Origin of the sequence: Streptomyces ficellus, assembly GCF_030406405.1 — a bacterium.
In the GTDB taxonomy this organism is placed as follows: Bacteria; Actinomycetota; Actinomycetes; order Streptomycetales; family Streptomycetaceae; genus Streptomyces; species Streptomyces ficellus_B.
The window spans coordinates 221,236-248,172 of record NZ_JAUEPL010000004.1; the positions used below are offsets into that span (position 1 = coordinate 221,236).

Genomic DNA, 26,937 nt, shown 5'->3' on the forward strand with positions numbered 1-26,937 from the left:
GCGGCAAGCCGCAGACCGTCAGGGTCAACCCTGCCAAGGGCTGGCATGTCCTGCACGCCCGTACCGTGGATTCTGCCGGTCTGCTCTCCGGTGTCACCGCCTACCAGTTCGGCAGGGGCCCCAAGCCGGCGGTTCTGCCGGTGCCGGACATGCCTAGCGCTCTCCAGGAGGGCGCCCAGGACACTCCCGCACCGATGCTGTCCGGTGTGCTGACGTCGGGAGACCGCGCATACCTGCACGGTGAGTTCGCCCTATACGACGCCACGGGCGCGCCCCTGCCGGGCGTGCAGTTGCCGCCGTCCTGTGAAAGCGGCCGGCGCGTCGCTACCTTGATTCCCGAAAGCACTCTCGTACCCGGGCGCACTTATCAGTGGGCCATGCGCGCCTGTAGCGACACGGCCTGCTCGGCGTGGACACCCAAGCGCACCTTCACCGCCAAGGCCCCGGCCGCCCAGCCGGTCCCGCAGGTACGCACCGTCGACATTTCCGGCGACGCCCTGCGCGATGCCACCGCCCCGGTCGGCGCCACCGACTGCGGCACCAGCCCGTGCGCGGCTGTCCAGGACGGCATGCTGCGGGTAGGCACACCGGGCGGCATCGCCTGGCGCACCTGGTTAAAGGCAGACCTGTCCGCAGTACCGGCCGGCGCCCGGATCACCGACGCTCGGCTCACCCTTCACCGGGCCGATTGCGGGGGCGGGGACGAGCCCACCTGTACCGAACCAGCCGCTACGGTGCGTGACCTCGCTACGGCATGGGACCCTGCCCTCAGCGGACAGGATCTCGCCGCCGCAGCCAACGAGGAGCCATTGCTCGCCGAGGACGAACTGCTCGCAGCGCTCGGTGACCTGAACCTGGGATCACTCGTCGCGGACTGGCTCTACCAGACTGACAACCACGGCTTGAGCCTCCAATTCGGGGACGAGAAGACGGCGGCGCCCGGTGTGGTGTACCACTCCTCGCGGGCTCAGGACCCAGAACTGCGTCCCGTGCTCAAGGTGTCCTACGTCCCCTCTGGCGCCCCCGGCGCCCCTGAGAACGTCAAGGCCGTACCGGCCGCCCGCGGTCTGCTGGCCACCTGGAATCCGCCGACCGACCCCGGTGCAGCCACCGACGCACTCACCTACACGGTGATCGTCCACCGTGACGGCACTGAGGCTGCCCGTACCACCACCCAGGACACCCGAGTCGTCTTCGACAGCCTCACAAACGGCGCAAACCACACCGTGACGGTCACGGCCGCCTCCACACACGGAACATCCCAAGCAGCCGTGTCGGTCACGGCCAAGCCGGTCGCCGTCGCTGAGCAGGAACGTTACGCCCCAGCGGTGCGCGACTACCTCGCCGCTCGTGCCGGAGTCCTCAAGGGCACGTACACCACCGTCGAGCAGGCCGCCGCAAGCAGCCCGCACGGCGCGATGTTCCGCGCGCTGCTGGAACAGCAGCTGCCCCACCTGAACGACCGCCGCGAAGCGTATGCCCGTCACGAGCGACGCTTTACCGAGATCACCACAGTTTTCGACGACGTGCTGACCGGTCCAGGCGCCGACAACACCGTGATCGTGCGCGGCACGGTCTCGGAGCGTAGTGTGCTCACCCACACCGACGGCACACAGGAGCCGGAGGAGAGCGACCTGCCCGGTCGCTTCGTCTTCGCCGACGGCGTCCTGCGCATGGAAGCCGACGACGCTGCGGCCGAGGTCACCCTGCCCACGACGAACGATGCCGTGCGCGATGCCTCCGTGGCGCCGCTGGCGGAGCAGAGCGTCGAGGAGGTCGCGCAGGGGGAAGAGGACCTGCCGACCAAGCTGGACGCCGACGGCATGCTGCCCGACGAGCCCGCCCCCGACACTACGACAATGCAGCTCGCCGTAGTGTCGCCGCCGCGCCCGACGCAAGCGGCACCGCGACATGGGCCAAGCGCAACGCCGACAGGATCGGGAAGGACTACAAGTACGACTGCGCCACCTTCGCGTCCAAGGCGCTCCACTGGGGCGGCAAGATGCAGCAGCGCAAGGGCGGCCGTAAGAATCCATCCCGCTGGTTCCGCAACAACATCGGTTCGTGGCGGCTCGACAGCTGCACCTGGGCCGGCGCCGCCAACTTGCGCCAGCATCTGAAGAACTACCGGGGTGGCCGAGAGATATCCCGCTACGATGCCCAGCCAGGCGATGTGATCTTCGCCTACTACACCTCTTCCAAGGCGTGGAACCATGCGGGGATCGTCACTGCTGCCAAGGGAGGCAACATCAATATCAGCCAGCACGGCAGCAGGCCGCAAACGATGTTGAACCGGTGGTTCGACAACAAGCATCTCAGCGCCATCAGCATCATCCGGCCGGGGAAGCGCGGTTGAGGCGGGCACAGTGGTCAGTGGGCCTGGCCGGCGCGCTCATGCTGCTGCTCAGCGGATGTGACGCGCTCTCGACGGACAAGGCAGAGCGTCGGTGGAAAGACGGTACGGCTAACATCGAGCTGTCCGTCACCGGACGCCCCACTCCTGGCAGCCTCTCCATCACTGAGCACGTATTGGCCCGCCTCAAGGCTCGAGACGTCGATGGGCTGGCCGAGTTCGCGGCCAAGGACGGCGATACGAGGGGCGCCGCCAAGCGCTGGGTGGCCCGCTGGGGCGACGCCGCCCAGCGCCCGGTCACGGCCGACTTCGCGCAACCCGAAAGGGAACATCCGTCGATCTCCGCTTCGTCGGTGAACGGTCTGCCCTGACATTGCTATTGGTACCGAAGAACGAGGACGAGCCGTACGATGACGAGTTCGCTCTCCTCCTCCGTGACGATTAGCGACGTCATGACCAAGGACTCCATCGGACATACGGCGGGGGCGAAGGCTGACGCCGGACTCTGACATGCGTTCCCGTGCCCCGGTCGGTTCCTCCGGCCGGGGCACACGCGCGTCAGAGCCGTGAGCACTACTTGATCAGTTCCATTCAGCTTGGCGTTTAAGGTCCGATGTCGAACGCGACTCGAATTGATCTGCGTTCTCGCAGTTCAGCGGACGCGAGGGCGGCCTTCGACTGATCCTGTGCTCCGTCACAAAGGCAGAGGAACCAGCACGAAGGCCATAGTCGTGGGTTCGGGGTCAGGACGTCCTGCTGGTCGGGCACTGCCGTCATCACAGCCGACATCGACCGTTGCTGGCAGTCCTTCCTCCGCCGCTTCGACCTGGAGCACCTTTCCTACTGTTTAAGCAGATGCTCGGGGTGGACCAAGCCCCGGCTTCGCAGCTCGGAGGCTGCCGACCGCTCAGACGCGCCCGCCCAAGCGCACGGAGCTGCTGTCGCTGACCGAGCGATGGCGCACCTCAGCGATCCGGACGTTCGGCGCCTGCACCATCTACCGGCTCGCCGAGCGGGCGCGGGCAGCGGCCGCGGCGGTGTGGGCGCGGGTGCGGCCGGTCGTGGACATAGCGCTGGCCGCCGTCGACGTCGTCGCCGTGGTGTACGTGATGCGCGGCGCGTTCAAGCGCCACCATCTGCTCGCCGAAGCCCGCCGCTACCTCTCCTACGTCCTGCGTGGCCGGCCCCACCAGCCGGGCCTGGATGAAGAGATCGTGCAGACGATCGTCGACGACTACACCCGCCCGGCGAGCCGGCGGATGACCGCCGACCTGCGTGCCCTGTACCCGCGCGACACCGAGGACCAGGCCGTGCTGCGCCCGCTGACCCGCAAGCGGACCGCCCCGCCGTACGAGCGGGCCCGCTCGTACGGCGGGGCGCTGAGGGTCCGGGTACAGGCGGTGCGCCGTGCGGAGCGACTGGGCTCTCGCACCCGGCCGCGCGCCGTCGCCGTGCCCGCCGCCTTGAGGTCGCGCCCACGGCCGTTCCGCACCGGCCCGAAGGACGGCCGCCTCGTGAAGCCGGAGACCGGCGTCGACACGGTGGAGCAGACCCGCCGGACCTTCGAAGCCGCCGCCCGGCTGGCCGCCAAGCTCCAGGACGGCAAGCGGGAGCGCGCCGTCGCCCACGGCCCCCGCCACAGCCCGCCCCGGCGACGGCCCCGCAGCCGCCGCACACTCAGCAGCCCGGCACCCAGCACACACCGGGCCGGACCACAGGAGGAGTCGCATGAGCACCCCGGAAGAACGCCCTAACCCCGACGAAGCCCTCGCCCGCGCCCACGCGGCCCGCGCGAAGATGGCCGCCGCGCTCACCGAGGACCAGGAGCACGAGCCCGACGAGCCCCTGGGAAGGCAGCCGATCTGGAAGCGCCCCCGGAAGCCGAAGTCCAAGGCCGCGAAGAAGCAGGAGCTGCGCAAGCAGCGGAAGCGACTCCAGAAAGCCGGGAAGCGCCGCCTCGCCGCCTCGCAGTCGCGCCGGCCCCGCCCCCGGCAGAACCGGATCGGCAACGCGGCCGCACGCCGCGACGCCCGAGCCCTGTCCCGACTGCGGCACTCCAACGCCTGGCTGTGGTGACGATGCCGGACACCGTCCAAAGAGTGGAACCCACCGAGTGGCACCCGATGGAGCCCACCGAGTGGAGCGCACTGAGATCGTTTCACCTTGAATTCGCAGGTCGGGCCGCTGGTGTGGGTGGAGATTGACGTGCTCGTGCTGCTCTCGGACGTGATCGTTAGCAGGTGATCGTCTGCCACGGGCCGGTTCGCGGGTTCCGGGGTGGTCCGCCCGAGGTGTCTCGTAGATTCCGCAACGGGAGGGAGGCGCATGGTGGACGTGCTGACGTGGACGATCGAGCGGCGGATGCGACTGGCTGAGCGGGCCGAGCTGCTGCGCAAGGAACTGGCGGAGATCGACGCCGAGCTGAGCCGGCTGGAGGCGGCCGAGGTGGTGTTCGGGCAGTGGGCCGAGGCGACGGACGGGGGACGGCGGGCGCCGGGCATCGTGGAGCCGGAGCCGGAGCCGGAGCCGGAGCCGGAGCCGGAGCCGGAGCCGGAGCCGGTGGTGACGCCCGGGGCGGGTGGGATGCGGCTGATCCCGGACCGCGAGGAAGGTATGGGGGTGGAGGTGCTCACGCCGGAGTACCGGCGGATCATAGAGATCGTCCCGAAGGCGTCGGGGCCGGTGATGGCCAAGGACGTCGCGCTCGCGCTGGGTCGGGAGAACACCCCGGCAAAGGTCGAGCCGGTCCGCGGCCAGTTGCGCAAGCTGTCCGACCGGGGCTGGCTGACCCGTACGGGCTCGGGACGGTACCTGCCGCGTTGATCGCCGACTGCGGCAGAGTGGTCGGTTCCAGCCGTAACACGTGGGTCCCCAGCGGGAGTTGGCGTTCGTGAAACAGCCGCCCGCCGAGGGCTCTCCCGGTGTTGTCCACCAGGTCCGGCTTCCTGTGTCGAAGCGGACCATCGATCTCGTCGGCGGACTGATACGCCGGCGCCGCAAGCAGCTGGGCACGCGCTGGCGCAAGGCCGCTCCGGGCACGGCAGGCGATCGTCGTGCTGGCCGTCCTGCGCCACGACCAGCGCCTGGCCGACATGGCCGGCGGCAACGCCGTCTCGGCCGCCACCGTCCGCCGCTGGGTCCTGGAAGCCCTCGACCTGCTCGCCGCCCGGGCCCCGCGTCAGGACCGCGCCCTGAAGAAGATCGCCCGTCGGACGGTGCGGTGGTCCTGCTGGACGGCACCCTCGTGCGCACCCGCCGCCGCACCAAAGCGGCCAACCGCAAGAACTACAGCGGGAAACACAAGGCCCATGGCCTGCTCTTCCTCGCGCTGACCGACGAGAAAGGGAACCTGATCTGCATCTCCTCCACCCGCCCTGGCCGGGCCAGCGAGATCACCGCCGCCCGCCACGACCACATCACGAGGCATCTGCGCGAGGCCGGCCTCGGCGCCCTGGCCGACCTCGGCTTCGTCGGCCCCGACGACGACCCCGACGATGCTCCGGTCATCATCACCGGCCGCAAGGCGACCCGCTCCGACCGTCTCACCGACGCCGAGAAGGAGGCGAACCGGCTGGTCAGCCGCGGAACGCGCCGTCGAGCACGGCTTCGCGAACCTGAAGACCGGGCGCATCCTGACCAAGGTCCGCCTGAACGCCCATCACGCCACCAAGTTGCTGCGAGCCCTGCTCGTCCTGGCGAACTGCGAAATCCAGCGGTGACAGACGGTCACCCGACGGCGATCACTCCGCCTGCCAGCACGAGGACAGCAGCCGGGGCTCACACCAGTACCGCGACTTGCGAGTTCAAGATGGAACGATCTCACTGGGGCAACCGGGGCGGGGTGGTGTCGTACCGGACACCGGAGATGAAGCAAGACGGCTCAGATGCTGGCCGCACGCTGGCCGAAGTACCTGCGGCTGCGCCCGGCGAACACCGGGGAACGCGAAGGGGCCGTGAGCACGGAGGGCCTGTACGGGTTGGCGTTCGAGCCGCGGCCTCGGATGCGGGCTCGGTCTCTTTGAAACAGCGATCAGGAAAGAGGTAGGACGATGGGTTCGAGGAGTGGTGTGGGTCACCGGGTGGCGGAGGAGCAGATGGAGGGGGCGTGCCTGGAGGCGGCGCGCCTGTGGGCCGAACACTCGCGCGGCGACGACACCGTTGACCTCATGATTCAGTCGGGGAGCGTGTTCTTCTCCAGGATCGACAACCTCGGCATCGAGGACGCCGGGGACCGGGAGACGGCGCTCGCGCTGATCGCCGGGTACGCGCTGCGCCTGGGCAGCCTGTACGCCCAGCAGCAGGACCCTGAGCTGGGTGCTGTGAAGTGGCGCGAGTTCATCGACGTGGAGGAGAAGGCGTTGTTCGCTCGGGAGGCCGCGCAGGTCAGCGGCTGAGCACCGGCTTGCTGGGGTCAGCTCATGCCCGCAACGGAGCCGCGCAGGCGGAGAAGTTCGCTCTCTTTTTGCGTGCGGCGGATGCGGGGACGAGCCCGGCCTGCCCTGCTCGCCGGTCGTGCCCTGAGCGCAGAAGCAAGGGCCAGGCGGTGGCCGGGCGTGGACGGAGGTGGCGGCGTGGACGAGACCGCATGCGCTGAGGTGCGCGCGTACGCCGCAGGAGAGGCCCGGAAGCTGGCCGCGCGCCCGTGGCCCCTGTGCCGGCCCGGCCTATCCGGCAGCCGTACGCACAGCGAGCTGCACGCGCTGCTTGCCGGTGCGGCGGAGACGGCGGCCCACCAGGTTCCGCCATCCCGCCTGCGGTCACACCTTCGGCCCGCGGCTCACCCGCCGTGCCGTCGCCGACTTCCTCACCCAGGCCCTGGACAGCAGCCCCCGTCCCCGAGACCAGCATCATCACGCCCTGGCGCACACCGTACTCGCCGCTATCGGCCGGTCCCACCGGCACGCCACCACTATGGGCGTTGCTGCGGCGTGGGCGGCGCACATGAGCGGCATAGCGGGCAACCGGCTCGAAGGCGGCAGCCCGGCCCCGCTGGATGTGTACCAGGCGGCGGAGCAGTGGGCGCTCCACGCTGGCACAGAGCCGCACCAGGCCATCGCCGTCTCCGCCGCCCCACTGTTCGTACAGCTACCACGCCTGGGATGAGGGGTGGCGCGTACGGAAGATGGCCGAAGCTGCCGCCGGGGCGGTGTGCGTGGGCTTCGAGTTCGCCACCGGCAAGGCGGCGAACTCGCTGCTGGAACACTTCGCTTGACGGCTATCGGCGGGCGGCGCGGCGAGCCCGTGTGGCGTGTCGGGGTGGTGGCCGTAGGCGGATGTGGAGGGGGCGGGCGGCGGCCATGCCCGCCAGGGTTTCGGGTACCACCAGGGCGCAGATGGCAAGCAGGGGCACGGCCCACATGCCGGTGCTGCTGTGCAGCAGCCCGAACAGGAACGGGCCGCATCCAGCGAGGAGATAGCCGAAGGCTTGGGCCATGCCGGACAGGCGGGCCGCTGTGGCCGGGTCGGGTGCGCGTAGCGACAGCAGGGTCATCGCGAGGGGGAACGCGCTGCCGGTGGCCGCGCCGAGGAGGAGCACCCAAAGCCAGTCGAGCGGGGGCCCGAAGCAGATACCGGCCAAAGCGATGGTCTTGGTGGCGGCCACCGCGGTGACGAGCGGACGCTGGTGGGGCATGCGGGTCGCGGCGATGGGGACGGCCAGGCCGAGGGGGATGCCGATGAGCAGCATGCCCGACAGCATGGCTCCGGCTTCGGCGGGGGAATGCCCGCGGGCTTGCATGACTTCGGGCAGCCACGCGGTGAGTGCGTAGAACACCAGCGACACCAGTCCGAGGAACACGGAGACCGCCCACGCCAGGGGCGAGGACGTCAGCGGCCGGGTGGCTGGCTGCGGTGTGGCGGTCGGGCTGGTGAGGCGGCGGGTGCGGTTGCGGGCCGCCAGCGGACCCCACAGCAGTACGGCAGCCAGGGAGGGCAGCGCCCATACAGCCAGGGCTATGCGCCACCCGGTGGCCTGGTGCAGGGGCACGGCCAGCGCTGCGGCTGCCGCACCGCTCGCGGCCATCAGCATCATCGCCAGGCCGGTGAGCGGGCCGACCCTGTTGGGGAAGCGCTGCTTGATGACCGCGGGGAGCAGCACGTTGCCGATGGCGATACCGGCCCCGGCGACGACCGTGCCGGTGTAGAGGGCGGTGGGGTGCGGGATGGTGCGCAGCAGAATGCCGGCCGTGAGGACGGCCAGGGCGAGGGTGACGGTGGTGTCGGTGCTGGTGCGGGCAGCCAGAGCCGGGGCAGCAGCGGCAAACGCCCCGAGGCACAGGATGGGCAGGGTGGTGAGCACGCTGATGCCGGTGGGCGACAACTGGTAGGCGGCGGCGAGCTGGCCGAGCAAGGGTGCGGTGCTGGTGATGGCGGCGCGCAGATTGACCGCGAGCAGAATGAGCCCGGCGCCGAACCAGATCCGGGCAGGCGTGAGCAGCATCAAGGCTTGCATTGGTGGTTCCCCCGTGGTGTGTGGCTGGTGCTGGAAAGCGGGCACGGCCCCCGGTTCCGCTGCGCGCGGGTGGGGGCCGTGCGGGTGTGGGGGCCGCCCCGGTGGGGCGGGGCGGCCGGTCTGTCAGGTGCCCGGCAGGGTTACGCCTGGGCGGTGTGGCCGAGCGGGCAGCCGCCGCCCCCCGTGCCGGTGGTGCCGAAGGCGGCCGTGGTGGCGCTGCCGGTGGTGCTGGTGGTGCCAAGCTGCGACAGGATCTCCTCGGACAGCAGGTCCTGCTTGCCCTTGAGGCTGGAGGCCACCTGCTGGTCCGTGGAGAACACCATCTCCGCGGCGATGTTGTCCTGCACGATGCGCGCCAGGTTCTCCAGGGCGACGTTCACGGGGTCGATGACCGGAAGCTGGTCGGAGATGATGTCGATGAGGTGGGTGGCGCGCCGGTCGGTGTCGATGTGCTCGCGGATAATGATCGTGTTCTGGTTGTCGACGCTGGTCGTCCACATCGAGAACACGAGCACGTACACGTCGTGCCAGAGGGCCGCGCCGAGCTTGGTCTTCCAGCGGGTCATCAGCTGGTTGACGGCTGCGATCTGGACCTTCGCCGCGTAGTACATGTTCGTGCGGATGTCGCCGTAGACGGCGCCGGTCGCGTCCTCGAAGTCCTTCATGGTGAAGGACTGGGCGGTGATCGCCTTCTCACAGAAGGCGATCATGCTGTTGAGGATGTTCCGGCTGGACGTCTCCAGCTTGGCGGGCAGCCCCGCCCACTGGAGCGCCTTACGGCCCTTGACCAGCTCGTTCTTCCACTGGCGCAGCGGCTCGACCCAGGCGGTGCCTTCGGGGCCGTTGAACGCGACCTGTTCCAGGTCGTGGGGGTCCATGTCGCCGGCCTTGAGGTGCCAGTCCGGGACCCTCTTGTTCAGGTACGAGCCGATGACGGAGAACGTGCCGAGCGGAGTGTGGGCGATGGACTTGGCCAGCTGGAAGATGAGGTCGATGGGGGTGGTCTGCTCGACCACCTTGCCGTTCGCCACGAGGTAGTACGTGCCGCCCTCGGGGCCGTTGGTGACGACGATGACCGGGGCAAGCTTGTTCTGCAGAGCGTCCTTGAGCGCCTTGTATCTGGTGCGCATACCGGCGTTGACGGCGAGGATCGCGGCGCGTGCCTCGTCCTGGGTCATAGCGTCGGCGGTTGCGTCGATGTCGGCGGCGGTGGCGGTGGCGGTGCTGTTGCCTATGAGCGTGGTGGCGGCGGCTGTTGCTGCGGCGGCCGTGAGGACTGTGCGTCGTGTTGCCACGTTCGGATCTTCCTGTGAGAGGGCAGGAGGCAGGGCCCTGCCCCCCGCAGGCAACTGACGCTATGAGCAGGTGAGTTGGCGGGGTAAGCCGCTGATCGCACGAGGTACATACCCCACCCAGTACCGGATCTTCGTGCGATTCGTACACAACCCCCGGAACAGGAACGACCTATTCCAAATCCGGACATAAAGAAACCCCGGTGGGGGTGCGGTCCGTCCGTCCACGGACCGCACCCCCACCGGGGCGAATGAGGGCTTCCGGCGTGCCGGTTACGCCAGGTCGGCTACCGTGGGCACCACCACGCCGTACAGGTCGGTGATGGTGGCCAGCGCGCCCTGGTGCATCTGCTCGGCGGACACCTTGCCGGTGGCGGTGGTCACGCCCCGGGTGGCGGAAGCGTTCGCGACCACGGTCGGCTGGTAGCCCTGGAGGAACGCCTCCGCCGTGGTGAACTGCACGCACATGTTGGTCATGAACCCGGCGATCACCACGTTCTTGTTCCCGGCCTTCTCCAGCTCCTCGGCCAGGCCGGTGCCGAGGAACGCGTTCGGCGCCTTCGTCTTAGTGATCACCGGCTCGCCCTCGGCCGGCGCGACCTTGTCGTGAATCTTCCCGATCTCGGCCTTCGTGTCGTACGGGCTGCCCTCACCGGCGTCGTTCTGGATGTGGATCACCGGGGCACCGGCCTTGCGGGCGGCGGCCAGCAGCTTCGCGCCCTCGTCCAGCGCGGGCTCCCAGCCGTCCAGCTCCATCACGCCGCGGGTGTAGGTGTTCTGGTAGTCCACCATCACGACGGTCGAGTCCTTCAGCGACGGGGCGGAGTCATTCAGCTTGTTCAGCTGGCGCAGCGTCGTACGTTCCACGGCGGTGTTCTCCTTCTTCACGGGTGCAGTCTGCCCGGTGGTCGGCTTGGCGCCGGCCGCGTCGGTCCCGGACGAGCAGGCGGACAGCAGCGCCACACCGGACAGGGCGACTGCTGCGGCGGTGGCGCGGAGTATCGGGGCACGCATCGGATGGTCTGCTTCCCTCGGGTACAGGTGGGCGGGCGCGCCGAACCTTCCGGAACACCCGACGTTATCGATGCTAACACGGTATGTAAGCATCGATCCATGGAAGTGAGAGAATCGCTAACACACCCGAGGCGGAAGGCGTAAGCGCGACTACCATCGAGAGCATGCCTACCGCACGAGAGCGCATCCTCGACGCCACCACCACCCTCCTCGCCGACAAAGACGCGCTCGCCATCTCCACTCGCGACATCTGCGCTGAAGCCCAGGTCGGCATGCCGGAGATCTACCGGCAGTTCGGCGACAAGCAGGGACTGCTCACCGCCGTAGCCGACCTCGGCTTCCAGAAGTTCCTGGCCAGCAAACGCGCCAACCCCACGACCGACGATCCGGTGGCCGACCTGAAAACCGCCTGGGACAGCCACACCACCTTCGCCCTGGCCAACCCTCACCTCTACCGGCTGATGTTCACACCGGCCGGGAGCAGCAAGCCGCACGGCATCAGCGAGGCCCGCGAACTGCTGCACGCGGCGCTGGGGCGCTGCCTGAACGCGGGGCGACTCCGCCTGCCGATGGAGACCGCAGGGCACGCCATCCTGTCCGCCAACGTCGGCGTCTGCCTCATGGCTCTGTCCTTCCCCGACCCCTACGCCGACCCATCCGTATCGGCCACCCTGCGCGACACCGTCATCGGCAAAGCCACCGGCGAGGAAGAAGACCCCCGCCTGGGCACAGCAACCCTGCTCGCCCAGCAGCTTCTTGGCACGCTCACCGGGCAGGGCGAGTAGTCGACAACCCGGGAAACGACGGAAGGGCCCGCACCCCGTGGCTTCCGTTCTGTGGTCGTCGCAACGCCTCGGGCGGACCACCCCGAAACACCGCGAACCGGCCCGTGGCAGACGATCACCTGCCAACGATCACGTCCGAGAGCAGCACGAGCACGTCAATCTCCACCCACACCAGCGGCACGACCTGCGAATTCAAGATGAAACGATCTCAGTGGGCTCCACTCAGTGGACTCCACCGGGTGGAGCCCACCGAGTGGAGCCCACTCCACTCAGTGGACTCCACCGAGTGGACTCCGCTCTGGTGGGCACCGCGACGTCCGGCACCGCACCCGGTGCGCACCACCCGGCGATGGCCAGCACTCGCGCGCACTTGGTGCACCGCACCCGATGTTCCGCACCGCACCGGTGCGCGCACCGGCGACCGACCCCTTGACCAGGTCGGCCTGGCGCGTGTCGGCACCCCTTGACCAGGTGTGCCACCCGGCACGTTTCTCCTTGCCACAGCACGTGCGGCCGCCAATCAGGCCGTGGTCAAGGGGGTGTGTGATACAGGGCCTGCCGCCGCGCGCACCTGGTGCGGTGCGGTGGTGCGCACGGTGCGGTGGATCTGGTCCTGCGGTGGTGCGCACCCGGTGCGCGCGGTACGCACCACCGCCATCCTCGGCGCGCTACGCGATAGTCAGGCGCACCGGGTGCGCACCGGCCGGTGCGGGGTGAGCATCGAGGGCCTGGCCCACGCCGACTGCCTCCAGCTGGCGCAGGACACCGGCGACGGTTTCACCGCACTCTTCCTGGGCAAGGACCTCCCTGACGAAGGCGATGACCACGTAGGCGATTCCTCCCGCCGCGTTCGACCTGGCCTGCGACGCCCAGTGGCCCAAAGTGGTCACAAGGACCCGCCCGACGGCCGGCAGGGCGAGGGAGTCGTCGCACGGGTCCGGGTCGGTGCCGCATAGGGCGGTGACGGGGACGATGATTCGCTTGGCGACGTCCACGAGCTGCCAGTGGATTCCTGGATCGGCGCTGGCGAACCCGGCGGCTGCTTCGGTCTCGCCGGCCTCCACGGCCCGGAGGTAGCTGAAGGCGCTGGGCACCGCGTCCGGCTTCATCGGGGTCAGGCGCACGGTGGGGTTCTGGAACATGGACGGCTCCTCACGTACGGGCCGCCCCGCTGATCGTGGGCGGCCTCAGACGTGAGTCTCGGAGTGAGGGCCTGTGGACAGAGTCCGCGCACTCACGGTGGGCGGGTGTGCCTCGCCGACGCTCGCGTTGCCCCTTGTCCAGCTCCGCTACCTTCGACATCCCGCCCGAACGGGACAGTGCCCGGGGGAGGAGAAATCTCCGTCCCCGGGCGCTATCCCGGATTCCGTCTCGGCTCAGGCAGCAGCCGCCCCGTACCGGGCGCGGGTGTCACCGCGGATGTCGGCGAGGAACTGGGACACCTGGTCGACCTCCTGCATGCACTCGATCAGGAACGCGGCCGCGGTCCAGGCGGTCTGTCCCCGCGGCCCGCGAGGCACCACCGCTTGAGGTACCGGCCCGTCACCGTCACCAGCTGCCGCAGAGCGTACGCGGACTCGTAGTCGGCGTGCTCGTCGGGCACGGCGGTGATGTAGTCGGCCAGCAGCAGCGCGCCGAACTCACCGATCAGCCGCGCAGCTCCGGCCCGTCGGCGTGGAACTCCTTGAGCGCGGCCTTGTCTTCCTCGCTGCCCTGACCCCGCCAGACCAGCTCCACGTAGTCGGCGGCCCGCCGGATCTGCTCCGGGGCGAGCTGGGTCTTCGGCGAGGTCGTCTCCATGACGGCTCCCTGCCTGTTCGCTGGCCGGGCACCTGCTGCGCCCGGCTTGGTGATCAGAGCTTCGCCGGGCGGCCCGTGATGCCATTCACGGACCAACCGTGTGGGCAAGAGCCTGTCATGGGACATACCGGGCACCGCTGGGAGGTTCGGGTCAGACGGCGGTCACGGGGGGCTTCCTCACGGTGGCCCCGGCCCTCGCGCACATCAGCGTGCGGGCCGGACGACCGCCGACCCGGCCGAGTGAGTACGGCCGGAGGAACGAGGACACCGTGCCCGACCTCATGCCCGACCTCGCTCACGAGCACCGCACCGCCCGAGACCACTGGCCCTCCGAGGATGTCGACCAGGCCCCGCAGGCCCCCTCCGCAGACCCCTCCACCACCCCCTCCGCGCCCCGTCATCAGGGGCCGGGCGTTGTCGCAGGTCAGCCCCGTCGGTCAGGGGGCCGGCGCAGGTCCGCCAACCCTCATGTCCAAAGGCGTCCTGCTCATAGGAAGAACTCGACCGAGCCCAGGCGGAGGGAACTGCTGCAAGCACTGGGCATCTTCCAGAGGGCGACGCCCGATCAGCTGTGGAAGCTGACCCGCCCGGACAACCGGCACGACAAGCTCACTCGGGACAACCTCCTGGATCTGGAGGACCACCAGCTGGTGAGGATCGAGTCGGTCCAGGACGACCAGCGGCAGGTATGGGTGCTCACCGCCCGAGGTCACCGCGAGACGAAGAAGCTGCTGGAGCCGAAAGGCATACGGATCTCGGCGCTGCGCAAGCAGGGAGCCTCTGGCGTGTGAGGAATGTTCACGAGATCGGGTTCTGGCTCAACTTGTGTGAAGCGGCCACTCTCGGTGACGGCTGAGCATCTCCGGGCGGCACCCGAAGTCGCCCGAGAATGAGCCGTGTCCGAGGCGGTTGGGCTGACAGTTCGGGCCGTGGAAGAGGTCGTGCTCCAGTTGCGAGTTCGCCGGTTTGCTTGCCGCAACACCGCGTGTCCGCGCCCGACCTTCGTGGAGCAGATAGCCGGCTTGGCCCGCAGGTATGGCCAGCGCACCGAGCGGCTGCGCTCGACCCTGGCCACGGTCGGTCTCGCCCTGGCAGGCCGGGCCGGTGCTCGCCTCGCCTCCGTCCCCGGTGTGTCCGTCAGCCGGAGCACGGTCTTACGCCTGGTCGACGCGCTACCCGAGCCGGAGGTGCCAGCACCGCGTGTGGTTGGCGTCGATGAGTACGCCACCCGCAAGGGCCGCCACTACGGCACCGTCCTGGTGGACGTCGAAACTCGCCGTCCTATCGATCTGCTCCCATACAGGGAGGTGTCGAGCCTGGCCGCTTGGCTCGCTCAGCGGCCAGGTGTCGAAGTCGTCTGCCGAGACCGCGCGCCGTCTTCGCCGAGGGCGCCGCGACCGGAGCACCACAGGCGGTGCAGGTCGCGGACCGGTGGCATCTCTGGCACAACCTGACTGAAGCCACCGAGCGGAGCGTTGCCCAGCACCGCCGCTGCCTGCGCGTCCTGGCGCCCGCGGCAGCTCAGCCCGAACCCGAGGCCGTCCCGGCCGCGGACCCGTCCGCTACGCCGTGGCCGCGAGGACACTGGTTCGCAGACCGGACCCGGGCCCGGCACGCCGCCGATCACACCTTACTGGAGGCAGCACACAGTCGGCGCTCGGTCCAGCGGCAGCTCGGTATGACCTATCGAACCGTCAAGCAGTTGGCCGACGCAGAGACACCGGAGGAGCTGTTCACCGGTCAGTGGCAGAACCGGTCCTCCGTCCTGGACGACATCAAGCCCTACCTGGACGACCGGTGGAGTGAGGGCTGCACCAACGCGTGGAAGCTGTAGGAGGAGATCGTGCCGCTCGGCTACAAGGGCAGTTACCAGCGCGTGCGCGCCTACGTGCACGACAAGCGCACCTCACCCGGCCGGTGACCGCCCGTCCGCCCTCGCCCCGGGCCGTCGCCGGATGGATCCCCGCCGCCCGGAAACCCTCACCGAGTCCGAGCAGCTCCAGCTCAAGGTTGTCCAGACGCACTGCCCCGAACCGGACGCACTCACCCGGCACGTCCGGTCCTTCGCGTCGATGCTGGTCGAGCGCCAAGGCGAACGTCTGCCGGAATGGCTCGCTGCCGTCCGACAAGATGACCTGCCCAGCCTCCACACCCTTGCCGCCGGAATCGACCGTGACCGGGACGCCGTCATCGCCGGCCTGACCCTGCCCTGGAACTCGGGTGTCGCCGAAGGCCATATCAACCGGATCAAGATGCTCAAGCGCCAAATGTTCGGTCGTGCCGGCTTCCGACTTCTCCGGCAACGAGTCCTGCTGGCGTGAGCTGGCCTGCAGCTCGTGCGGCCGTGCCACTGTCAGTGGCCCGGCCTACTCTGCGGGCGACACAGGACCCGTGACGATAACAGGAGTTCCCCTTGACGACCCTTCCCGATCGGCCGCATACCGCGCTGCTCGTCATCGACGTCCAGAACGGGGTGGTGGAAGGCGCCCATGATCGTGATGGCGTGATCGCGAACATCAACATACTGGTGGGCAAGGCGCGCGCTGAGGACGTGCCCGTGGTCTGGGTGCAGCATTCCGACGACGGTCTCGAGCGGGACAGCAAGCCCTGGCAGTACGTGTCGGAGTTGGTTCGCCGAGATGCGGAGCCTCTTGTCCACAAGACCTACGGTGACTCGTTTGAGGGCACTGCGTTGGAGGCGCTGCTCGCCGAGCGTGGGGTGGGCCAGCTCGTCGTGACGGGTGCCCAGAGCGACGGGTGCATCCGCGCGACTCTTCACGGGGCCTTCGTCCGCGGGTACGACGTGACGCTGGTCAGCGACGCGCATACGACGCAGGACCTCAGCGAGTACGGCGCGCCAGCCCCACACCAGGTGATCGCGCACACCAACCTCTACTGGCAGTGGCAAGGCGCACCCGGACGCCGCGCAAAGACCGTCGCCACAGCAGAGGTGACGTTCACGGCGGACGCGAGCTGACCCGTTCCGGATCAGAGTCTGTTCCGCACGCTCTCTCCGGGCAGCTTCCTCAGTGGTCACTCGGCGTGCACCTACCACAGAAGTTGGACCAGAACCGGGACTCGTGAACAAACCCATGCCTGGCTGGGCAGTCCAGGGACAGTGGCGAGGGGGCTTGCAGGTGCTGATGGACCGGCGTTACGCGCCCTGTTACGTAGCGACCTGGAGAGACATCGTCGACCACGAGCCCTTTCCAGCCCTCGTGTAGTAGAAGGTGGCACCGTAACCACCCTCTCCTGCGTTGGGCAGCATCGTGTCGGCAGGCGCATCGTCGGCGACCTTCATGTTCACCTGCCACTGCACGGTCTCTCCCACAGAGGGCGACGATGCCCTTGTTGTCGGAGGTGCACTTCAGGATCGTGCTCCCGTCGGGGCCGCCCGCGTCGTCTCCGCGGCAGGACCAGCCGCCGGGCGCGCCGTCGACCGGGGTGAGCGTGGTGTCAGTGAACCTGCTGTAGTGCGGGGCCCGAAGCTCCATGTACATGCGCCCGTCGTTCGTCGCGTCGACCGTGCCGGCATTGCGCAGCCCGACCGTGGCGGTGAGTCACATCCCGGGGGCGATGTGACTCACCGCTGGGGCGTCCTCCAGCACCGCACCCGGTTCGACGGCCATCGACGGCTGGCTCACCAGCGCAGAGCCCGCCATCAATGCCCCGACGCACCACTTCGACATCCTCCGCACCCCCGACGCATGCCCCTTCGCCAGGCCGCCAGCGAGTCCCCGCACCTTGGTCATCTCTACCTCTTCTGCCGCCGCCCGCCGAAACGCGGGCCTGGATACGAACGCGTCGCCCCAACGTCCAGGGCAACGCCGACCGTCTAACGCAAGAGCGGCAAGATCGGTATTGCCGCCAGCCGTGGGGCGCGGGGCTGGCTGCGGCACTGGTACGTGAACTTCGAGCACCTCACCCGCCGTACGACGGGCGGCTTCGACACCTTCGCGTGGACCTGGTGATCATGCCCGACCTCGCCCGCTGGGAGTGGAAGGGCGAGCGCGTACGCCCATGTACGTCGGCTCGGCATCTCCGGGCTCGGCGGCGACGCCGGTCATGATCTGCTCCCCTCCAGGCGGGCACGAGCGGCCGCGGCCGAGCGGACCGTACGAGCACCGGGACGCAGGCGGCTTCGTGCATCTCTGGGAACAGCGTTGTCGGTGGGTTTCTTTGGGGGGGGGAGGGGGGGGGAGTTGGCGATCAACCGGCCCGTGAATATCGAGGAGAAATAACGGCAGTGCCGTGGGAAAACTGTCTCGGGCACCGAACGTGTCGACCTGCCCGCTCTACAGCTGCCCGGGGGCAGCCCCGCTGTCCGTCGACGCCCCGGCCTGCGCCGCTGAACAGGCGAGCACATCGTCGGTGAGGCCGAGCCGTGTGCGCAGCGCGGTATGACCCGCATCGGTCACGGTGACCATCCGGGTCGTGCTCCGGTGCACCAGCCAGGATGAGTCCAGCGCGTGTCGGAAGAGCGCCGCGCCCACTGCGCCGGCCAGGTGCGGGCGCTGTTCCGTCCAGTCCAGGCACGTACGGACATGGGGTCGCCAGGAGGCGTCCGGGCGGTCGTCGGCGATACCGAGCTTGCGCAGCCAGTCCCGGCCCGCCGCGGTGAGGGCCGGCCCGTAATCCCCGGCCAGCAGCCCGCGCTCGGTCATCGCGTCGGTGATCGCCACGGCCAGCGCGCCCGCGAGATGGTCGTAACAGATACGGGCGTGCGCCAGGGCGCGGCGGCGGTTGGAATCAGTCAGCGAGCGCACCGGGACCGGCCGCGACGGGGCCCGGGCGGCCAGGTTCTCGATCATTTCGGCGGTGTCCGCGGTCGCCAGCCGCAGCAGCCGATTCCGCCCCTGCCGCTCCTCGGCAAGGATGCCGCCCCGCACCAGCCGATCGAGGTGCGCGCTGGCGGTGGACTGTGCGACGCCCGCGGTGCGTGCTAGCTCCGACGCGGTCCAGGCACGGCCGTCAAGCAACGCCAGACAGAACGCGGCGCGAGTACGGTCCGCCAGTAGCCCCGCGAACCCGGCGAGGTCGGGGCCGTCTGCATAGGTTCCGTGGAAGCTGGTCACCCCTACAGTCTCGCCCGGCGACAGTTCGGCCGCCGACGAAGGGTCCGGACCCTAGGGTTGCAGTCCATGACGACAGCGACACACGCGCCCTCGCACATCGCGATAACCCCGAGCATCCTCTATTTCGGTACCCCCGTTGCCCTGCTGACCACCGAGAACGAGGACGGCTCGGCCAACCTGACCCCGGTCTCCTCTGCCTGGGCGCTCGGGCAGACCGTGGTGCTCGGCCTCGGCGCCGACAGCCAGACCGCAGCCAACCTGGCCACCCGGCCGGAACTCGTGATCAACCTTCCGTCGCCCGGCCTCTGGGGCGCGGTGGAGCGGCTCGCCCCGCTCACCGGAGCATGCCCCGTGCCCGCCGCCAAGCGGGCACGGGGCTACCGCTACGAGCCCGACAAGTTCGCCGCGGCCGGCCTCACGCCCGTACCGTCCGAGACGGTACGGGCTCCGCGCGTCGCCGAGTGCCCGCTCCAGCTCGAGGCCCAGGTCCGGCGCAGCTCACCGGACGCGGAGGGCCACTTCCTGATCGTGGAGTGCGCGGTCGCACGCGTCCACGCCGACCGGCGCATCGTCGTGCCCGGCACTCAGCACATCAACCCCACCGTCTGGAGCCCGCTCATCTTCAACTTCCGTCACTACCAGGGCCTCGCCCCCGAACTCGGCCACTGCTTCACCTCGGAGATACCCACCGAGCGATGACGGGCGGGTACGACTCGAACCGATGGCCCGCAAGCGGATGACCAGCACCTTTCACCAAGAGCATTCCAATGCTGTCCTGGCAAGAGACCTGGTGCCTCCTTGCACTCATCAACACCAGTCGTACGTGGAACGGGATGCTTCCCAGACCCATCGACAAGTGACGTCACAACTGCTTGATAAAGCCAGGCAGGCGTCAGAGAAACCGGAGCCATGATCCTTACGGGTGAGGGGAGGGCCCGAACCGGGCGTCAGGAGTCACCGATGTCGTCGAAGCCACGTAGCAGCGGCGTCAACTCCTGGGCACAGCCGCACAGCGTGCACAGCCGCGTCCCCGGGCTTGCCGCGACGTCCAGCGCGTGTTCCACATCGAGAAGCGGCACTCCCTGCGGCGCCTCCTCGCAGTCCCGGCGCGTGCAGCACACCCCGGGCCGGGCCCCGACCCTTGCGCACCTTCGCCGGCACCCACCCCGTAGGCCGGTGCTCCCCGAGCACCTGACGGACCACCGACTTCGGCGCCGGCGGAAGGTGCTCGGTGGCGTCCTGGTCGTAGTCGACGCCGTCGACCGGCCGCACATGGTCGGGAGCCCGGACCCACACCCGATACTCCGCCGCCTCCACGCCGCCGTCCTCCAGGTCCCGGTACGACGGCAGCCCCACGAGGTACAGCCAACCCGCCTCGGTCTGCCGCTGCCTCCACAGCCGCGCCATGACCTCCTGCTCCGGGTGTCCGAGCAGCGGGTCGGCGGGCAGCACGACGCGCACCGGCACCGGCTGGCCGCGTCATCAGAGGCAGTGCTCACGGCTCCACGGTAGACAGCCAGACTCCGACCTCCACCGCAGAACCGACTGTGACCGGGCAGGCTTGTGGGCAAGAAGGGCCGTGGGTCGCCCCTGGCCAGAGAGTTGTGACGCCTGGTAATTGGCAAGAGTGACGCAGGTTGGTTGGCAACCAGTGGTCGCGGATCGTGGCGGTGTCTCGAGGAGGTGTTGGTGGAGGGGCCCTTCGGGCCGTCGAGCCGAGTCACGCCGCGCGACCTCTTGGGGGGCCGCCACGGCAAGTTCAACACCGGGCAGGTGGCGCGCTCCGGCCCGGCCACCGTGGTGGCCGGGCCGGTATCGGTAGCGCCACGCGCCTGTCAGGAGGCGCACATCTCCTTGAGGTGTGCGGTGTACTCGTCACTGGTGAGGTAGCCGTCGCCGTCCGCGTCGACTCCCTGGAACTGCTCCACCGCTTCGATCTGGGATGTGCCGGTGCGGACGTGCCAGTTCATCCACTCGTTCAGGCCCACCCGACCGCTGGCATCAGCGTCGGCGGACAGCAGGGCGGCGCTCTCGAACGGCACGAGGACCTGGTCGACGAAGTCGGGGCGCTGGGTGACGGTGCGGAACTCCTCGGCGCTGATCGTCCCGTCACCGTTGCCGTCGCCACTGGCCAACCGCTGCCAGAGCCTGTTGGCACCGCCGACGATCTCCCGCCACTGAGGACAACCCGGGACGATGCTGCTCGCCATGCACCACTGCTGCACCAGGTAATCGAGGTCGGTCTGGTCGATCCGGCCGTCCCCGTCGCTGTCCAGCTTCCCGAACCAGCGCTGAAGCCGCTCTTCGCGCGTCACCAAGGCCCTCACCTGCATCTTTGTGTCCGAACGGAACCTTCGAAACCCGCCTTGGCGCCCTGCTCCTCCCGCCGCGTCGGCATCCCGAAGTGATCACCCGAAAGAGATCATGGGCAATCTCCGGCTCGCTGGCCTTCCAAAGCACCTGCGAGGTCGGGCTCGGCTGGAGGGCCGCGGTAGCGGTCGTAGTAGTAGCCGAAGGGCCGGGCGCGGGTGTTGAAGGTGCAGACGACGGTGACGTTCGAGCGCGGCCCCGTTGTCAGTGCTCTCACTCATGACGGACAGGAGCTGGTGGCTGTGAACGTTGATGATGGGCAGCGTCAAGGGCCGCAACGTAGGTGCGCCGGTCAGTCAGTGAGTTTGGTGCCTCCGCTACTTCCTGTCATGCCAGGCTTACGCGAGGTCAGCGGTCAACTAGGGGTTGGCCATTGGGAGGAGCAAGACATGCTGGTTCAGAGGCTGTCGACGACACCGGACATCTGCAAGCCGGCTGGGGGCTGTAACTGCGGTCCGGCCTGTTCCTGCGGCTGTCAGAACGGAGGCGCTTGTCAGTGCGGCGGTGGCTGTAACTAGTCTGCCGCGCGCGTGATTCGCTGCTGGCACCATCGTGGATTTCCGCAGCTGCCCGCAGGACGAAGGTGCCCGTGCCCCGAACCTCGGGGCACGGGCACCTTCGTGTGACCGACGGGCCGGTCATCCCAGGCGGAACTGCTGGTGCGGGGCATTGCCGCCGGGCCACTGTACGAGCGCGGCCCCGTTGTCGGTGCTCTCACCCGTGACGGACAGGAACTGGTCGCTGTGGCGGTTCTGCAGGGTGAAGTAGCCGTTGTCCTTCTGCACCAGACGCCATTCCTGGTGCGGCCCGGTCACGGCTCCCCACTGGATGACCTTGGCGCCGTTGGCGGTACTCTCGCCCTCCACCGACAGCGCCTTGCCGCTGTGCACGGCCCGCACCACGTAGTAGCCGCCGGTGGTCGCCTCCAGGTTCCACTTCTGGTGCTCGCCGCCCTGGAACGGCCACTGGACGATGGCCGTGCCGTCGTCCTTCTTTCTCACCGTTGACCGACACGGCCTTGTCGTCGTGCCGGGCGATCAGCGCGGCGGTGAACACAGCAGACATCGGACTCGCTTCCTCGCGAAGGCCGACGCCGACGTCGACAGCGGACCTGGACAGGTGGACCGGCACCAGCCTGCCCGCGGTCGCGCGAGGACGTGATGGAACGAAACCAAACCAAACCACCCTTCCGAAGGATCGCGTCTCAGGCAGCAAACGCGCCTGCCTCCGGCGCCGGTAGACCACGCCGCGCCGGTCAGGCCGGGGCGGCCTGCTTCGCCAGCGCGGCGAGCGGGGAGCGTCGGCCTTTGTCCACCGCGCGCAGCTGCTCCCAGTCGACCTCCGGGTGGGCGGGGGACGACCGTGACGACGGACGCCGTGGTGTGGAGCGCGACGTCGACGGCCCCGGCCCGGCTTGTGCCGAAGCGGATTTCGATCGACTGCGGGGAGCGGACCCAGCCGAGCCGCACCATTCAGTCGAACTCGACTCTGCGCACCCCAAGCCGGGCGGCGGCCTGCTCGGGCCCGAGCGGGGTGTCGGCGGCGACCAGGCCGCCAGGTCCTCCCGCGGCAGACCTGGTCGACCTGGCCGGGGTGGTGCAGCGTCCCGTCCGGGTTCGCGCTCAGGTCGACCAGCAGGCCGCGGTCGACGAACCGCCGCACCACGAACGCCCTCACGTGTCCCTTCTCGCCGATCAGGTTCGGGGTGCCGAGCGCGTCGGCGACCCGGTCGGCCGCCGCGCCGCCCGAGATCGGCGGTGAGGGCATCGCGGCCTGGATGGCGTCGGCGTCCAGGGCCTCCACGGAGGCCCGGGACCACCGGTTACGCCCAGGTTCACGACCATCGGTTCCGCCTCGCCCTCGACCATGATGCCCTCGCCGTGCCCCTCGGCACCGGCCGGTCGGCGCCCTCTCGCTCCACTCACTGCGCGAGGGTCGCCAGCCCCGCTGAAACGCCTGCCACGCCGCATCACCGGAGTGGGGACGACGACTACGACCAGGAGTCGGTCCAGTCCAGCCTCCTCGCTCTGTTTCAACGCGGCTGACCGGGTAAGGCGACGCCGCCGACGCCTCCCACCCGCGAGACAGGCAGGAGCGGGGCGGCCTCACCGCAACCCCAATCCGACACCGCCACCCGCATCGGCATCACCCTGCACCCCAGGCAACTGCTCCTGCGGCCCGAACCCCGCCGACCATGACCCGCGGGCCAGACGGTCGTACGGCGCGATGTACACGGCTCAGGCGCGTGTGGAGCGAACACATGCTGCGCATCGTCCCCGACACCAGCGAGGCGGCGGCCGTGGCTGCAGCCCGCGCCGCTCCGCCTCCCGGCGTTCTTCCCGGCGATCCGCACCCCCGTGACCCGGCCCGATGGCGTGCGGCCTCGCCCGCCGTAGTGGGTTCCGCCGGCGTCATGGTGCAGCCGGGCCGGGTCTACCAGGTGACTGGTAGCGCCACCGGCCCTCGGATGAGTACGTCCGTCTGCCAGGGAACATTTTCGGGGGCGGTGGCCAGCCGCAGGTCGGGGAGGCGTGTGATGAGGGTGGTCAGCAGCAGTTCGGCTTCCATGCGGGCCAGCAGTGGCGCCACGCAATGGTGGGGACCGTAGCCGAAGGCCAGGTGGGGCGGACCTTTGCGATCGATGTCGATCCGGTGCGGTTCGGGATAGAACCTTTTGTCCCAATTTGCTGCCACATATGAGACGTAGACGGCCTCGCCACGTCGGATCAGGACGCCTCCCACCTCGACGTCCTCGGTGGCGATGCGGGCTTGTCCCACGCCGTGCTTGTGGGGGATCCAGCGCAGCAGTTCTTCCACGGCCGCCGGTACGGCCTGCGGGTCGCAGCGCAGCCGGCTCTTCAGACTGTCGTCGGTGAGCAGGACGTAGACCATGTTGGAGGTGTGGTTGCGTACCGCGTGCCAGCCGTTGAGGGCCATCAGCGTGGCCAGGGCGAGGAGTTCTTCTTCCTCGATCTTGCCGCTGTCGACAGCGGCTGCGAGTTCGCTGATGAGGTCGCCCTGTGGCTGGAACCGGCGTTCGCGGGCCAGTTCGAGGAAGAAGGCGCGGGCTTCTTCTTTGGCCTGCCGTGCGCGTTCGACCTGCGTTTCCTCCTTCGCCCGGGTCAGGACGGCATCCGCCCAGGTGCGCAGGCGCGGCCGGTCGGCCTCCGGCACACCCAGCACAGCTCCGATGACATGCATCGGAAAGGGGGACGTCACGTGCTGGACGAGGTCAGCGGGAGGCCCGGCTGCGACCATGGAGTCGACAAGCTGGTCGAGTACGGCTTGGGCCTGGGGTCGCAGGGCTGCCATGCCGGAGCGGTTGAACGCCGAGGAGACCACGGAGCGGACACGGGTGTGGTCGGGCGGGTCGACGAAGCTGACCGCACGGTCCAGCGGGATGAGGTACTTGTTCATGCTGGGCAGCGGCCGGCCGACGATGTCGCGGCTGAACCGGGGATCAGAGGTGACGAACCGGACGGCGTCGTGCCGTGTCGCCAGCCAGCATTCGCCGGGCGCTCCGTGCGGCAGCCGGATCCGGATAACCGGTTCAGCCTGCAGCGCCTCGCGGAGAAACGGGTCGAAGTCGAAGGCAGCCAAGTCCGACACCTCGTACAACGGCGCGGTTCCGTCTTCCTTCATTACTGGCTCCTGGCTGGTTGTTCGTGGCGCAGCGGTGTGAGCTGCTCGATGTCGTAGCGGCGGCGCAGCGCGGCGATGGCGTCGTGGTCCGCAGGCCCATCGGCGGACAGGATCTCCAGGAGTTCTTCGAAGTAGCGCTCGTGGTCCGGGGGCGGGGACGACTGGAAGAACATCCGGGCCGGGACGCCGGTGGGGTTGGCGAAGGCGTGCGGGCAGCCGGGCGGGACCAGGATGACCGTGCCGGGCGTGGCACGGACCACACGCTCACCCTTCGGCGACTGCCACCCCCGCCAACCGTCCGCGGTGCGCACCCGCGGTTCGAAGGCGAGGACGTCGAGTTCGCCCTCCAGGACGTAGAACAGTTCCTCGCTGCGTGCGTGGACGTGCGCGCCGACGTCGAAGCCGGGTGGCACGAGCACTTCGAAGCTCGATGCGATGCGCGAGTGCGCGCCGGTCACCTTGAACGTCACGTGCTGGGCGGCTGCACGAAGGGTTCGGCCTTCACCGGGTGGCACGATCAGGCCGCTGCCGGGGGCCGTCGTGGTCGCAGGGTGGGCCGTCATCGGGTTTCCTGCTGCAAGGGTCACGGCGTACGGCTCCACTGGCCCAGTGCCATCTCGGCCGTGATGCCGGGGCCGAACCCGGCCAGAAGGCCACGCGCCAGGTCGGCGGCGCCTCCTTCGTCGAACAGCCGGCGCAGCGCGTCCAGTACGACGGCGCTCGCGATGTTCCCGTACTCGGTGAGCGTGGCCCGGCTGTGGCGGAACGCCTCGGGCTTGACGTGGAGGAAGGTGCTCAGGTCATCGAGGATCCGCGGTCCGCCGGCATGCACGATGTAGAAGTCGAGGTCTGCGACATTCCAGCCGTGATTGTCGGCGAGGCTGCGCAGCGCGGGGGCGAGCGGCTCCATGGTGCCCGGCACGCGTTTATCCAGCAGGAAGTGGAAGCCGGTTGCTCGTACGTCGTACGCGATCCAGTCCTCCGTCCCCGGGATGAGGTACGAGCCGTTGCGCTCCAGGCGGATTCCGTGGCCACCCGTCCCGCGGACGACCGCGGCGGCCACACCGTCCCCGAACAGACCGTTGGACAGCAGCGATCCGATACCGATGTCGGTGGGCTGATAACACAGCGAGCAGAACTCGCATGCCACGATCAGCGCATTCGCCCCCGGATGGGCCGTGCAGAAGTCATGCGCCCGGTTGATCGCCGCTCCGCCCGCCGCGCAGCCCAGCTGAGCGATCGGCAACTGCCGCGTATCGGCCCGAAAATCCATGGTGTTGATCAGCCAGGCGGTGAGCGAGGGCATCATGAACCCGGTGCAGGACACATAGATGATCATGTCGATATCGGCGGCCCGCAGCTCGCTGTCCTCCAGCGCGCGCCGCACGACCAGCGGTACACGGGCCTTCGCCTCGGTCGCGTACAACCGGTTGCGCTCCTCGAAGCCCGGGTGCGCGAGTGTCTCGGCGATCGGCTGCACGAGGTGACGGGTGCGCACCCCGGTGTTCTCGATCAAGCGCAACGCAAGGCCTAGCTGGGGATGACCCGCATGCCGCGAGCGTGCGAGCTCGAGCGTCTCCTCCATGGTGATGACGTATTGCGGAACCCAGACGGCTGGCCGACACAAGGTCGCCATGCGACACCCTTACTCCACCGGCACGAGAGTGCCTTCGTTGACCCGGACGCATCCTTAACGATCAGTACCCATCCAGGTCATCCTCCGTGGCGTGGGTCTGCAAGTGGATCGAGGGAGACGTGCGGCCCGTGCGCAGGCTGGTTTCGTGCTTCGTTCCGTGGCGCAGCAAGCACGGGGCCGACTTATTTCGAGCAGTCATCCGGTCCGGCGTGGTCCACAGGGTCGTCGGCCGTCTTCTTCTCCCGCCCGATGAAGAGCTTCTGCGCGCTGGGAGGAAGCTGCCGGGCGACCCGGCACAAGCCGACCTCCGCCGCCCGCAGGCGGGCCGTCGCCGCGTACCGTCCGCCGGCCCGCCCCACCCTGTCGGGGGCCGGCGGCGGGCGTCGCCGTCCCACCGCCACCTCGGGGCCGTTCCGTTGCCGTCCGCGTGCCGCTGGCCGGCCGCCTCTTCCCGGCCGTGCCGGGGTTCTGTCTTTGTCGGGCGTCACCGGGCGGCCGCTGCTCCGCCGCCCTGCTGTT

Annotated in this window: 27 protein-coding genes and 3 pseudogenes; 17 read left to right on the plus strand and 13 right to left on the minus strand. The window is 69.2% G+C overall.

Annotated features, from left to right (window positions below; genetic code table 11):
- Positions 1–569: 569 nt before the first annotated feature.
- From QWM81_RS29255 to QWM81_RS04985, 9 genes and pseudogenes are all read left to right on the plus strand, one after another.
- A pseudogene (locus QWM81_RS29255) lies at positions 570–1,259 on the plus strand (DNRLRE domain-containing protein); the annotation flags it as partial.
- Positions 1,260–1,936: 677 nt separating this feature from the next.
- A complete protein-coding gene (locus QWM81_RS04950; protein ID WP_290110291.1) occupies positions 1,937–2,356 on the plus strand; it encodes an amidase domain-containing protein in 420 nt (139 codons plus the stop codon).
- Between the two features lie 38 nt (positions 2,357–2,394).
- Positions 2,395–2,724, plus strand: a complete 330-nt coding sequence (locus QWM81_RS04955) for a hypothetical protein (protein WP_290110251.1) — start codon at positions 2,395–2,397, stop codon at positions 2,722–2,724.
- A 537-nt stretch (positions 2,725–3,261) separates the two neighbouring features.
- A pseudogene (locus QWM81_RS04960) lies at positions 3,262–4,085 on the plus strand (MobF family relaxase); the annotation flags it as partial.
- Positions 4,082–4,429: a hypothetical protein gene (locus QWM81_RS04965; protein WP_290110252.1), complete on the plus strand. Its 348-nt coding sequence runs from the start codon at positions 4,082–4,084 to the stop codon at positions 4,427–4,429. The pseudogene QWM81_RS04960 and the gene QWM81_RS04965, both read left to right, overlap by 4 nt.
- A gap of 249 nt (positions 4,430–4,678) precedes the next feature.
- Positions 4,679–5,176: a hypothetical protein gene (locus tag QWM81_RS04970; protein ID WP_290110253.1), complete on the plus strand. Its 498-nt coding sequence runs from the start codon at positions 4,679–4,681 to the stop codon at positions 5,174–5,176.
- 397 nt (positions 5,177–5,573) lie between these two features.
- Positions 5,574–6,398 (plus strand): transposase family protein, encoded by an 825-nt coding sequence (locus tag QWM81_RS04975; RefSeq protein WP_290110254.1) that lies wholly within the window; start codon positions 5,574–5,576, stop codon positions 6,396–6,398.
- 4 nt (positions 6,399–6,402) lie between these two features.
- The gene (locus tag QWM81_RS04980) at positions 6,403–6,747 is read left to right on the plus strand and encodes a hypothetical protein (RefSeq protein WP_290110255.1); all 345 of its coding nucleotides are present in this window, start codon (positions 6,403–6,405) and stop codon (positions 6,745–6,747) included.
- 547 nt (positions 6,748–7,294) lie between these two features.
- Positions 7,295–7,456: a hypothetical protein gene (locus tag QWM81_RS04985; RefSeq protein WP_290110256.1), complete on the plus strand. Its 162-nt coding sequence runs from the start codon at positions 7,295–7,297 to the stop codon at positions 7,454–7,456.
- A gap of 112 nt (positions 7,457–7,568) precedes the next feature.
- On the opposite strand, the gene QWM81_RS04990 is transcribed toward QWM81_RS04985, so the two are convergent.
- The 3 genes from QWM81_RS04990 to QWM81_RS05000 form a co-directional block, all read right to left on the minus strand.
- Complete coding sequence (locus QWM81_RS04990; protein WP_290110257.1) at positions 7,569–8,792, minus strand: CynX/NimT family MFS transporter; 1,224 nt, start codon at positions 8,790–8,792, stop codon at positions 7,569–7,571.
- A 152-nt stretch (positions 8,793–8,944) separates the two neighbouring features.
- Positions 8,945–10,099 carry a hypothetical protein gene (locus QWM81_RS04995; protein ID WP_290110258.1) on the minus strand — a complete coding sequence of 385 codons (1,155 nt, stop codon included), beginning with the start codon at positions 10,097–10,099 and terminating at the stop codon, positions 8,945–8,947.
- 270 nt (positions 10,100–10,369) lie between these two features.
- Entirely contained in the window at positions 10,370–10,963 is a 594-nt protein-coding gene (locus QWM81_RS05000) for an isochorismatase family protein (protein ID WP_290110292.1), read from the minus strand.
- 311 nt (positions 10,964–11,274) lie between these two features.
- On the opposite strand from QWM81_RS05000, the gene QWM81_RS05005 reads away from it, so the two are divergent.
- The gene (locus QWM81_RS05005) at positions 11,275–11,895 is read left to right on the plus strand and encodes a TetR/AcrR family transcriptional regulator (RefSeq protein WP_290110259.1); all 621 of its coding nucleotides are present in this window, start codon (positions 11,275–11,277) and stop codon (positions 11,893–11,895) included.
- Positions 11,896–12,563: 668 nt separating this feature from the next.
- On the opposite strand, the gene QWM81_RS05010 is transcribed toward QWM81_RS05005, so the two are convergent.
- From QWM81_RS05010 to QWM81_RS05020, 3 genes are all read right to left on the minus strand, one after another.
- Entirely contained in the window at positions 12,564–13,037 is a 474-nt protein-coding gene (locus QWM81_RS05010) for a hypothetical protein (RefSeq protein ID WP_290110260.1), read from the minus strand.
- A gap of 234 nt (positions 13,038–13,271) precedes the next feature.
- Positions 13,272–13,415: a hypothetical protein gene (locus QWM81_RS05015; protein WP_290110261.1), complete on the minus strand. Its 144-nt coding sequence runs from the start codon at positions 13,413–13,415 to the stop codon at positions 13,272–13,274.
- Between the two features lie 127 nt (positions 13,416–13,542).
- Positions 13,543–13,695 carry a hypothetical protein gene (locus QWM81_RS05020; protein WP_290110262.1) on the minus strand — a complete coding sequence of 51 codons (153 nt, stop codon included), beginning with the start codon at positions 13,693–13,695 and terminating at the stop codon, positions 13,543–13,545.
- A 269-nt stretch (positions 13,696–13,964) separates the two neighbouring features.
- Here QWM81_RS05020 and QWM81_RS05025 point away from each other — a divergent pair, with 269 nt between their 5' ends.
- The 5 genes from QWM81_RS05025 to QWM81_RS05045 all read left to right on the plus strand — a co-directional run bounded on the left by QWM81_RS05025 (position 13,965) and on the right by QWM81_RS05045 (position 16,672).
- On the plus strand, positions 13,965–14,486 hold the full coding sequence (locus tag QWM81_RS05025) for a hypothetical protein (protein ID WP_290110264.1): 522 nt from the start codon (positions 13,965–13,967) through the stop codon (positions 14,484–14,486).
- A 411-nt stretch (positions 14,487–14,897) separates the two neighbouring features.
- Positions 14,898–15,149, plus strand: coding sequence for a transposase (locus QWM81_RS05030; protein ID WP_290110293.1), 252 nt, complete (start codon positions 14,898–14,900; stop codon positions 15,147–15,149).
- A gap of 224 nt (positions 15,150–15,373) precedes the next feature.
- Positions 15,374–15,529 carry a hypothetical protein gene (locus QWM81_RS05035; RefSeq protein WP_290110266.1) on the plus strand — a complete coding sequence of 52 codons (156 nt, stop codon included), beginning with the start codon at positions 15,374–15,376 and terminating at the stop codon, positions 15,527–15,529.
- Positions 15,530–15,650: 121 nt separating this feature from the next.
- Positions 15,651–16,016, plus strand: coding sequence for a transposase (locus tag QWM81_RS05040; RefSeq protein ID WP_290110268.1), 366 nt, complete (start codon positions 15,651–15,653; stop codon positions 16,014–16,016).
- Positions 16,017–16,108: 92 nt separating this feature from the next.
- Entirely contained in the window at positions 16,109–16,672 is a 564-nt protein-coding gene (locus QWM81_RS05045; protein ID WP_290110269.1) for an isochorismatase family protein, read from the plus strand.
- Between the two features lie 1,318 nt (positions 16,673–17,990).
- Here QWM81_RS05045 and QWM81_RS05050 read toward each other — a convergent pair.
- Positions 17,991–18,770, minus strand: coding sequence for an ArsR/SmtB family transcription factor (locus tag QWM81_RS05050; RefSeq protein ID WP_290110270.1), 780 nt, complete (start codon positions 18,768–18,770; stop codon positions 17,991–17,993).
- A 66-nt stretch (positions 18,771–18,836) separates the two neighbouring features.
- On the opposite strand from QWM81_RS05050, the gene QWM81_RS05055 reads away from it, so the two are divergent.
- Positions 18,837–19,469 (plus strand): flavin reductase family protein, encoded by a 633-nt coding sequence (locus QWM81_RS05055; RefSeq protein ID WP_290110271.1) that lies wholly within the window; start codon positions 18,837–18,839, stop codon positions 19,467–19,469.
- 248 nt (positions 19,470–19,717) lie between these two features.
- Here the strand turns inward: QWM81_RS05055 and QWM81_RS05060 are convergent.
- The 3 genes and pseudogenes from QWM81_RS05060 to QWM81_RS05070 form a co-directional block, all read right to left on the minus strand.
- A pseudogene (locus tag QWM81_RS05060) lies at positions 19,718–20,237 on the minus strand (DUF6233 domain-containing protein).
- 368 nt (positions 20,238–20,605) lie between these two features.
- Positions 20,606–21,085: an EF-hand domain-containing protein gene (locus QWM81_RS05065; RefSeq protein ID WP_290110294.1), complete on the minus strand. Its 480-nt coding sequence runs from the start codon at positions 21,083–21,085 to the stop codon at positions 20,606–20,608.
- A gap of 693 nt (positions 21,086–21,778) precedes the next feature.
- Positions 21,779–22,141: an RICIN domain-containing protein gene (locus QWM81_RS05070; protein WP_290110272.1), complete on the minus strand. Its 363-nt coding sequence runs from the start codon at positions 22,139–22,141 to the stop codon at positions 21,779–21,781.
- 361 nt (positions 22,142–22,502) lie between these two features.
- On the opposite strand from QWM81_RS05070, the gene QWM81_RS05075 reads away from it, so the two are divergent.
- Positions 22,503–22,901, plus strand: a complete 399-nt coding sequence (locus tag QWM81_RS05075) for a hypothetical protein (protein WP_290110273.1) — start codon at positions 22,503–22,505, stop codon at positions 22,899–22,901.
- 672 nt (positions 22,902–23,573) lie between these two features.
- On the opposite strand, the gene QWM81_RS05080 is transcribed toward QWM81_RS05075, so the two are convergent.
- Genes QWM81_RS05080 through QWM81_RS05090 form a run of 3 tightly spaced genes read right to left on the minus strand, consistent with a single transcriptional unit; the run spans position 23,574 to position 26,418 of the window.
- The gene (locus QWM81_RS05080; RefSeq protein ID WP_290110274.1) at positions 23,574–24,782 is read right to left on the minus strand and encodes a cytochrome P450; all 1,209 of its coding nucleotides are present in this window, start codon (positions 24,780–24,782) and stop codon (positions 23,574–23,576) included.
- Positions 24,782–25,345 (minus strand): cupin domain-containing protein, encoded by a 564-nt coding sequence (locus tag QWM81_RS05085; RefSeq protein WP_290110275.1) that lies wholly within the window; start codon positions 25,343–25,345, stop codon positions 24,782–24,784. Before QWM81_RS05085 ends, QWM81_RS05080 begins: the two co-directional genes overlap by 1 nt.
- 20 nt (positions 25,346–25,365) lie before the next feature.
- Positions 25,366–26,418 carry a type III polyketide synthase gene (locus tag QWM81_RS05090; RefSeq protein ID WP_290110276.1) on the minus strand — a complete coding sequence of 351 codons (1,053 nt, stop codon included), beginning with the start codon at positions 26,416–26,418 and terminating at the stop codon, positions 25,366–25,368.
- Positions 26,419–26,937: the final 519 nt, after the last annotated feature.